Raw genomic sequence first — 8,862 nt, forward strand, 5'->3', positions numbered from 1 at the left:
TCCATGACATTCAACCGCCTTTTTGTCCTGGCCCTGTTCAGCCCTCTGGGCCTGGCGGCTCAGAACCCCTCCGAAACCCTGACGTTCCAGAGCGCTCCCCTGCGGCTCAACACCAAACCGCTGTTCGCCCAGAAGACCCCGGCCAATACTCCGGGGCCGGTGACGGCGGCTTCCAAACCGCCCGCCAACTGGCGAACCTCGAACGAATACCGCCTGAGCGAGCACTACGCCCCCGCCGACTGGCAGAAACTCGGCTCCGCACCTCTTACCGAAACGGTGAAGGCCGGCCAGTGCCGACTCCGCCTGGCCCAGACTGACCGGCCGGGGCTGTATGTCGTTGACCTGCCCTACGACTTTCGTCAGAACGATTTTACGATTGACCTGGTGGTAGAGGATCAGGCACCGCTGCCTCTGGCGGGGCTGGTTTATGGGGCGGCCGATAAGGACAACTATTACAGCTTCCTGGTCAATCCGAAAGGCGAGTATCTGGTCGACGGGATGGTGGAGGGAGAGAGTCTGGGGCTGATGCCCCGCTTCATGAAGTCCGCTGCGATAGCCGCTAAAGGGCCCAATCTGCTACAGATCGAAAAGAAAGGCAGTCAGGTGAAATACCTCATCAACGGCCAGTCCGTTTATGAGGGCCGGTTCATCAATTTTGCCGGCAATAAGATCGGCTTTTATACGCAAAGCCCTGATGCCGGTTTCCGCAACTTCACCGTCAGCCTGAAAGGCCGCTGAGCCGGGGCCGTACAATACCCGATTGGGATCGTTTGAACACAGAGCCGGACGCCGGGCCTCAGGGCTCGGTCGTCCGGTTTCCGTTTTTATCGATGAAGATCCACTCGCCATCGAGAAGCACCTTCGCCCGACCGTTCCGGAAGGACAGGGCTCCTTCATAGCTGTAGGGGATGACGAGCCCTCCGCTCTGGTTGATGTACCCCCAGCTTCCCCGGAGGTTGACGGCCGCCAGCCCTTCGCTGAACTCTTTGGCATTCTGGTATTTACACCTGATTACCTCGTTCCCCTCCCCATCAAAAAATCCATAGAGTCCGTTCTTCTCCTTCGGGTGCAGCGTTTTGTCCGCCACCGGCCCGACCGGCGTTTTTGCGGGGACTACCTGCCCGATGCTTTCCTGCGGTTTTTCCTCGCAGCCAGAAATACATTTTCCCCGGCGGTTGATGGCCATCGGCCGCCCGTTCAGGACGACCCGGGCCTGCCCTTTTCGGAAATTGGAGGCCCGGTCGAACCGGGGCGGTATTTTCCACTCTCCGTTTGCATCGACATAACCGTACTTACCAGCCCGCTCCTTAATGGCCAAACCTTCCTGCAGGTTCAGGACGGGGCCGGTCTTCGGCGGGGCAGCCGGCTCCTTTTTCGGGGCGGCCTCAGTGAGCCGGCCAGCCGTGGGGGCGTTTGCGGTGTCGCGGGGTGGGGTCAGGGGACCGGAAGGGGTGGGTGACACCGCAGTGCTGTCCGGAGGAGCGGCCGCCGTCGGTTCCGGTTCTTTTCCGACAAACACCCACAGCCAGGCTCCGCCCAGCACCAGGGCGGAGCCGACGACGGCCACCGCTCCCTTCCGGGCGATCCGGCGGTTTCGGGTCGGCTTCGGGCCGGAGTTGCCGGGTGAAGCCTGGGGCCGGACTGCCGGTTCGGGGCGGTCTTCGGTCGGAGCGGGCGGTTTCACCTCGCGGATGGTCTGGGTGGAATCGTCGGGACGGACGGGCGGGCGCAACGGTTTTTCCGGCTTTTTCAGCCGATCGGCCCCGGTGGTTTTAAGGGTGACGGTCGAACTCTCGTCGGGTCCGGCGGAGGCCGGCACCGCATCCGCTTTCATGGTAATGGTATCAGCGGAAGCCTGCTTTTCTACCGGGCCGTCGGAGACCTCTGCCGGTCTGGCGGGTTCCCCGGCGGACGGTTCCGGCAGAACTTCAGGGTCCATCAGGGCGGCTCTCTTCTTGGGGTCCGAGACCGTGGCCGCTTCCACCTCGCGGTCCTGCCGGACGGCTTCCTGCTCGGTCGCGCGCTGGGCGGCTTCCTTTTCGTGTTCGGCCAGCTCCTCAGCCCGCGACGCGTTGTCGAGTTTGATTTCTTTCAGGCGCAGGTCGTCGATCGAGCGGGCGCGTTCGGCGGCATTTCGGACCAGACACCGCCGGACGATATCCTGGTAGGGCTGGGGAATCTCCTGCACTTCCTCTTCAGGCAGGGCGCCATTGAGAATCCCGGCGATGATTTCCTGCTGAGTATTTCCGCTGCTGCGCCGGCCGAAGGGGACTTTCCGGGTATACATTTCATAAATCATGACCCCCAGCGCCCACAGATCGGCGTTGAGTCCCAGCTTGCCGTTGAGGCCGTACACGTTCGGGGCAAAATGCTCCGGCGACATATACTCGATGGTGCCGATAACATGGCTGCTGGTGGCGTCCGAGCCGTCCAGCAGGCGGGCGATGCCGAAGTCGGCGATCTTGGCCGTCAGCCGTTCGCCGTCCGAAAGCAGCAGGATATTGTGGGGTTTCAGGTCGCGGTGGACGATGTTTTTGGAGTGCAGATACCGCAGCCCCTCCATTACGTCCTCGATGAGAACGCCCAGGACCTGCCGGGGCGGATCGCTTTTGATGAACTCGGTGAGCGGCCCGGCGTTGGCAAACTCGAGGATACCGACCTGGTAGCGAATGGGCTCCCCATGAATATCATGCCCTGAGATAACCTCATAAGCCTCGATGTGCTCGATCAGGTTCTCGTGACGGTATTTTTTGATCCGCCGGATTTCGTTGTTGACGTTGTATTTGCTCGACCAGTCGCCTTTGTAGAATTTGAGGGCGACCCAGATCTGGTCTTCGGTATCATAGGCTTTGTACACATCGGCAAAACCACCTTTTCCGATCAAATCCCGGGGGTGTTCGTACTGATACCGCTTCTTTAGTGCTTCGATGCTTATTTCCATAGCACAGGCGGTTAACCGACAGGAATCAGGTAAAATGAAAAATTATCGCGGGTATTGCGGTAACAACGTTCGAACAGGGCGTCGAACTTGGTCCGGTGGTCGGTCTGGGTATCGCCCAGGATGTCCTCGAGCAGTTCATCGGTGATTACTTCCAGCACGCCGTCGGTGCAAAGAAAAAAGTAATCGCCGGCCTGAATATCCCGCCGGATCTCCACATCAACCTGGGCGGGTTCGGCGGTTCCGGTCAGGCAGCGGAGGATGACGTTCCGTTGGGGGTGCTTCTGGGCCTGGTGGGGAGAAAGTACGCCCTGTCGAACCAGTTCCTCAACCAGTGAATGATCTTCGGTCCGGAACAGAATGCGGCCCTGTCGGACCTGGTAGACCCGGCTGTCACCGCACCAGCCGATGGTGCAGCCCCCGGCGTGAAAGGCCGCCAGGGTGAGGGTGGTGCCCATGCCCACGCTTTCGGGATGGGCGAGCTGAAATGCCGAAAGGGCCTGCTCGGCATAACGGACGGCCGCCGTGATGTATCCCGCATCGACCTGCCACACGGGATTATCCCGAAAATACAGGCTGACGCTCTCACAGACCAGCCGGGAGGCTTCCTCGCCCTTACTGGACCCGCCGACGCCGTCACAGACCAAAAAAAGCCGGGTGTCCGGACCGGCCTCCGCCGGTACTGGAAAGATGTGGTCCTCATTGTTGGCACGGCCCCCGATGTCCGATACCCCAAAAGCGGATAACAGCTTCATGATCGACTATTTTACAGGTGGTGCTTCCCCCGGGGTCTGTTTCATCGCCTGGACGAGCTGCTGGGTGGCCCGGGTGACGAACCGCTCCAGATAATCCGGCCGGTTTTGTTCCGGAGGCCCGCTCCGGGCCGTCGATGCGGCCCGCTGCAGGCTGCCGTCCGACTGGATTTCGTAAGGACAGCCCTCCAGACAGGGGACGTAGTTGAAAAGATACGACCCCAGAACCTGATTCGTGCGGATGTGAATGAGTTTGAACTCCACTTGCCCGCCGTAGAGGGTAATGTTGTTCTTCGGGTCCGGGATTTCCTTTTCCACTTCCCCCGATTTCTTTTGCTGGTAGTATTTACTGGTGATGTACGGAATCCGCGTGTTCAGCTTCACCAGTTCCAGAATCAGGTCCGTATCGGTCAGGCCGTTCACGGTGGTGTAGTCGATGTCTCCGGCTTTCCGCAGCACTTCATTGAACAACGTCCGGTCACGGACGTTGAAACCGGCCCGGAACAATTGTTTCTCGATAGCGTTGCAGACGATAGTTTCCGTCTCCGAAGGGACGGCGCCGGACCGGCTGTCGCGGTCTTCCCGGGCAGCCACCGGATTGCCCGGCGCGGCTTTTTCGTAGAGGGACGCCCGCAGGACGATCTTGGGATTGGGCGAATTTTTCAGAAACTGTGCCAGCGACTTTTTGCTGTACAGTTCAGGAGGGCGGGCCGCAAACCGTACGACGGCTTTGTTGCTGGTGCAGCCGGTCAGTGCAAACAGGCCGAGGCTGAAGCTGACCCAGAGTGTCAAGCGGATTAGGGTTCGGCACATGGTAATGTGGGGTGGAAGGTTCGGATTCGTTGACGACGTTCAGACCCACTTGTTCCGGTAGGCGATAGATAGAGCCTCGGCGCGGGTGTGAACCTGAAGTTTCTGGTAGATGTTCTCGATGTGCTTGCGTACGGTCTGGCCGCTGATGAACAGTTTCTCGCTGATTTGCAGGTGCGTCAGGCCCGCAGCCAGGTTTTCCAGGATTTCGATTTCCCGGTTGGTCAACTGAAAATTACGGGGCTTCAACAGTTCTTCGGGTTCGGGCTTCTGGCCGACCGACAGTTTCTTGACGATGTCCAGCGTTCGCCGGGCGATGCTGGACGACATGGGCGCTCCGTTGTTGACCACATCCTCGATGGCATTGACCAGTTGGGAGGGGCGCTCGTCTTTCAGCAGATAGCCGGAAGCGCCGGCGCAGATGGCCTCGAATACTTTTTCGTCATGATCGAATATCGTCAGCATGATGACCCGGATCTGGGGGTATAGGCGAACCACTTCCGCCGTGGTTTTGATCCCGTCGATATCATCCATTTCGATGTCCATCAGAACGACTTGGGGCTGCCGGCCGGGCAGCAGGGCCAGGAGTTCCCTCCCGCTTCGGGCCGTCAAAATCACCTCGACCTCATCGAAATGAGCCAGCTTTTCCTTCAGACTGGTCAGCAGATGGGGCTGATCATCAACCAAAGCAAGTGTGATTCCCACCGGATGAAAGGGATTAAAGGTTGAAAACTGTGGGCAAACTAGAGGATTGTCCCTCAAAATACTATACGGCATTTGCCGTATTTTCCGTCTCGAACGGCACGGTCACCATCACGGCGGTTTTCCATCGGAACGGCTTTTTGGGAACGGTCGGAAGCGGCAGGACCGGTGCTTCCCACCCGGTTGGCGATACGGTTTCACCGGAAGACCGGATCGTCAGGTCTCCCCCCAGTTCGCTCGTCCGCTGGCGGAGGCTGTGCAGGCCGACCCCGTTGCTGGCTTCGGCCGGGTCGAACCCCTGGCCGTCATCCATGATCTGCAGGTGCAGCCCGCCGGTGGGAGATGAGAGAATACCAATAAAAAGACGGGAGGCTGCCGCATGCCGCAGGACATTCGTGACGGCTTCCTGAACGATCCGAAACAGGTTGAGGGCCTGCTCGGACGACAACTGAACGGAAAGATCTCCTTCGGTATCGACCTGATGGCTGAGGTGATCCCAGATGGAAAGGTATTTGTTAAGATAATCGCGCAGGTGATCCACGAACTGCTGCACGGTCAAATTGGTCTGGTGCATCACCCACACTGTCTCCCGCAGCACCTGCATGGTTTCCCGGGTGGACTGACAGAGGTCCTCCACCTGCTGCCGGGAAGTAACATGGCCATTCCGGCTCATGTCGAGCATGATCAGATCTAGGGAGTGGACCAAATACATCAGTTTGGAACCGACGCAATCGTGCAGGTCCCGCGCCAGCCGCTGGCGCTGATGGCGGAGTTCAGACGTTAGCAGTTCATTCTGAAGAGCTCTCTGGCAGGAGAAAACTAATTGAACAGCTATTTTTTCCCTGCGATTTCGGGCCTGTACAAAACGAGCCTGACGAATTGATTTCACATAGCGAATTAGCACTTCTGAAACCAGCAGGTTAAGCATCACAATCAGACAGAGGGTAGGGAACTCATTCATAATATTTCCTTTTTTGGATAGTCAAATAAGTGCATACATACGCTTTAAAGACTGATCGATTCCAATATCTCCAGTCTCAATCAGCAGGCAGGCTTACCCGATTTTTCATGTATTCAGGTTGCCTGTTTTATAGAAATGAAAGTTAGAGAGAATAAAATAATTCACTCTGTGAACGCTTTTCATCATATATTATAAACGGACGTATTTTTGGCCGACTACTCAAAGGTCCACATCGAAAACAAAAAAATAAAGCGTGAAACTACCTGAATGCACAGGGTAATTCTCCTTCTTTCCTTCGGTTGTCCCTTCGATCCTGAACCGAAAATAGTCTTTAGCAAGCTTACTAAAGAAAATCTAGTCTTATCTGAAAAGAGAAGACCCGCGAAATTCCTTCGCAAGGGCAACCCGTCAAAATAGAGACCTCAATTGGTCCTGGGGACAAATATTTATAAAGCCATTATTCTCACATCAAGGACTCTGCGAAGATGGGCGGATTTACATCTTGATGCAATCCCACAAATGCGGTATATTGGTAAACCTACCTCTTTGCTTTTGAAAGATGAAAATAAGAAGGGAACTTCCTGAGGAGCCTGCAATAAATGAATTTCTTAAAATTGTTGGTGGGTACTACTCTCCCATTCGTGATGATTACTATGAAAATATTTTTCAAAAACATCCCATATTAAAGGGAATAGCCAGCATTGGGCCCAACTTTTATATGATTGGCGATGCCAAAAGGCTCCAATATTTACATGTAAGTGATACCTGCCAGCAAATTATTGGCTATACGTCTCAGGAAATCATGGAGGAGGAATGGAAATTCCAATTCCAGAAAGTGCATCATGAAGATCTTCAACAGTGCTTGGAGATGAGCCAAACTGCATGGTCTTTTCTAAAAGAGCTTCCACCGCAGGAGCAACTTAAATACGTTTGTAATTTTTATTACCGGGCGGTTAGAAAAGATTTAACTACTATAAAAGTCCAACACCAGGTAGGTAATCTGGAAATAGACGCAGATGGAAGGATATTACTTGTTTTTATTATAATAACCGACATCTCTCATCTTGATTTTTCTACAGAGGTAAAGCTTGCAATAGTAAATACGGAAGAAAATACTTGTCTTTTATCAAATCATAGAAAGACTTCCCTATTAGAAAAAGAGATAATCCTTTCTCGAAGGGAATCGGAAATTTTAAATTTATTTCAACAGGGATGACTAGCCGTGAGATTGCCGATCATTTATCTATTAGCTATCACACTGTTAGGACTCATCGGAAAAATATTATGGCAAAGTTAGAGAAGAGAACCACGCCAGAACTAATTCATTTCACTCTGTCCCATGGCTTAATAACATAAAACCTGCATATTCCTACTATTAGAAAAATAAACCATCATTTTCAAAATAAATGCTACAAATAACAAGTCCTTTTAATAAAATTGGATGACCATAAAACGACACATCATTGATATAATGAATAATAGATGCAATCATTTAAAAGCCATCTACTCACTAGCAAAAAGCTGACATCTCTAAAGAGTTGCAGGGGCAGCCTTAAATGGCAACGCTGTTACAGAGCATCGCTCATACTGTACTTCAACACAGCTCAATATCGAGTTCTTAGCCCTTCTGTGAACAAGGACAATTCACAGCAAAATCAACTTTGGCTATGCTTCCAAGTACTGGTTCAAGCAGAGTCAGTATTGCCATTGGTTGCGAATCAGACACTGCGATGGACGTCTTCAAATTTACATTAATCACCTCTGATCTTGAAAGCCTTGCACCTTTCGCGAAATGCGGCACAAACGATCTGTTAGAGCACGTCCGAGGACTTTTTTACAACTTAATCGAAACTCCGATTGCCTCTGGTCTGCTTTACCCGTTTAATAGGCTTTCTATTGAATCGATGATTGCTGGGGCGGATATGGCCCTGAGCTCCGCCTCGGTAGTTAGCAACAGTCTACGTATGCAGGCACTTAGATTTTAAGGGTAGGACCTGTGTAAGGCTTCATCAAAAGGTTATCCGGCAAAGACTGGAATACGTTTCTGAACGCTGATTTCACTTGGATTAGTCCAAAAAGCATTCATTTACCAAGCAGAAAGCGGTCCCGACTTAAAATGAGTTGAGGCCGCTTTTTCGTTTTACACAAATAGAAGATTTGAGGTTGCATGTCTTTTTTCTTTAACCAGTATCCAAGTGTCAGGTTTGAATAAAAATTAATGAATATAATGAACTTTCTTGGCTAGTTCATCAGCTTAAGCATCTCACTCAAATTTTTATTCATCGCTGGACCATCCTGATTTTTCTAAGCTATTAACGCTAATCGAAAAACTTCTATCAAAATGCTTCAAAAAGTAAGGGGAAATGCTAACGGGTGGGTTGATAGAGGCATGAGTTATGTTGTACCGGCCACTGGCGCTTCTTTTGTAGAAATATCTCCTCTATTAAATTAGATAAACTCATTTGTGTAGAGCAATTTCTACACTACTATTTTAGTAAAAGTTCAAATAGTGCCTATTTATGCAGTTTGGTGGCATTAACTAGCAACTAGTTACATCCTAAGTTAGGGCTAAACATCTGTAGTCCTTTTTCACGGCCACACTCAGCGTTTTTTCACGCCCCTACCTCACTTATTCTGCTGGGTAAAGGAATCCCTTATTGTTCAAAACCCACATTTAATGTTTTACGATGTCTTCCTTC

The 8,862-nt window shown here is 52.6% G+C and carries 8 protein-coding genes; 3 read left to right on the forward strand and 5 right to left on the reverse strand.

Annotated features, from left to right (window positions below; translation table 11 throughout):
- Positions 1-3: 3 nt before the first annotated feature.
- Positions 4-738 (forward strand): hypothetical protein, encoded by a 735-nt coding sequence (locus tag DX909_RS28805; RefSeq protein WP_128548724.1) that lies wholly within the window; start codon positions 4-6, stop codon positions 736-738.
- A 58-nt stretch (positions 739-796) separates the two neighbouring features.
- On the opposite strand, the gene DX909_RS28810 is transcribed toward DX909_RS28805, so the two are convergent.
- The 5 genes from DX909_RS28810 to DX909_RS28830 all read right to left on the reverse strand — a co-directional run bounded on the left by DX909_RS28810 (position 797) and on the right by DX909_RS28830 (position 6,163).
- Positions 797-2,941 carry a protein kinase domain-containing protein gene (locus DX909_RS28810; RefSeq protein ID WP_128548725.1) on the reverse strand — a complete coding sequence of 715 codons (2,145 nt, stop codon included), beginning with the start codon at positions 2,939-2,941 and terminating at the stop codon, positions 797-799.
- 11 nt (positions 2,942-2,952) lie between these two features.
- Entirely contained in the window at positions 2,953-3,693 is a 741-nt protein-coding gene (locus DX909_RS28815) for a PP2C family protein-serine/threonine phosphatase (protein WP_128548726.1), read from the reverse strand.
- Positions 3,694-3,699: 6 nt separating this feature from the next.
- Positions 3,700-4,503 (reverse strand): hypothetical protein, encoded by an 804-nt coding sequence (locus tag DX909_RS28820; RefSeq protein ID WP_128548727.1) that lies wholly within the window; start codon positions 4,501-4,503, stop codon positions 3,700-3,702.
- Positions 4,504-4,542: 39 nt separating this feature from the next.
- Positions 4,543-5,205: a response regulator transcription factor gene (locus DX909_RS28825; RefSeq protein ID WP_206513077.1), complete on the reverse strand. Its 663-nt coding sequence runs from the start codon at positions 5,203-5,205 to the stop codon at positions 4,543-4,545.
- 61 nt (positions 5,206-5,266) lie between these two features.
- Positions 5,267-6,163, reverse strand: a complete 897-nt coding sequence (locus DX909_RS28830; protein WP_128548729.1) for a sensor histidine kinase — start codon at positions 6,161-6,163, stop codon at positions 5,267-5,269.
- Positions 6,164-6,722: 559 nt separating this feature from the next.
- Here DX909_RS28830 and DX909_RS28835 point away from each other — a divergent pair.
- The gene (locus tag DX909_RS28835; protein ID WP_128548730.1) at positions 6,723-7,379 is read left to right on the forward strand and encodes a PAS domain-containing protein; all 657 of its coding nucleotides are present in this window, start codon (positions 6,723-6,725) and stop codon (positions 7,377-7,379) included.
- Positions 7,376-7,519, forward strand: coding sequence for a response regulator transcription factor (locus DX909_RS30155; protein ID WP_128548731.1), 144 nt, complete (start codon positions 7,376-7,378; stop codon positions 7,517-7,519). The genes DX909_RS28835 and DX909_RS30155 overlap by 4 nt, the downstream gene beginning before the upstream one ends.
- Positions 7,520-8,862: the final 1,343 nt, after the last annotated feature.

Source organism: Larkinella soli, assembly GCF_003703975.1.
GTDB classification, from domain to species: domain Bacteria; phylum Bacteroidota; class Bacteroidia; order Cytophagales; family Spirosomataceae; genus Larkinella; species Larkinella soli.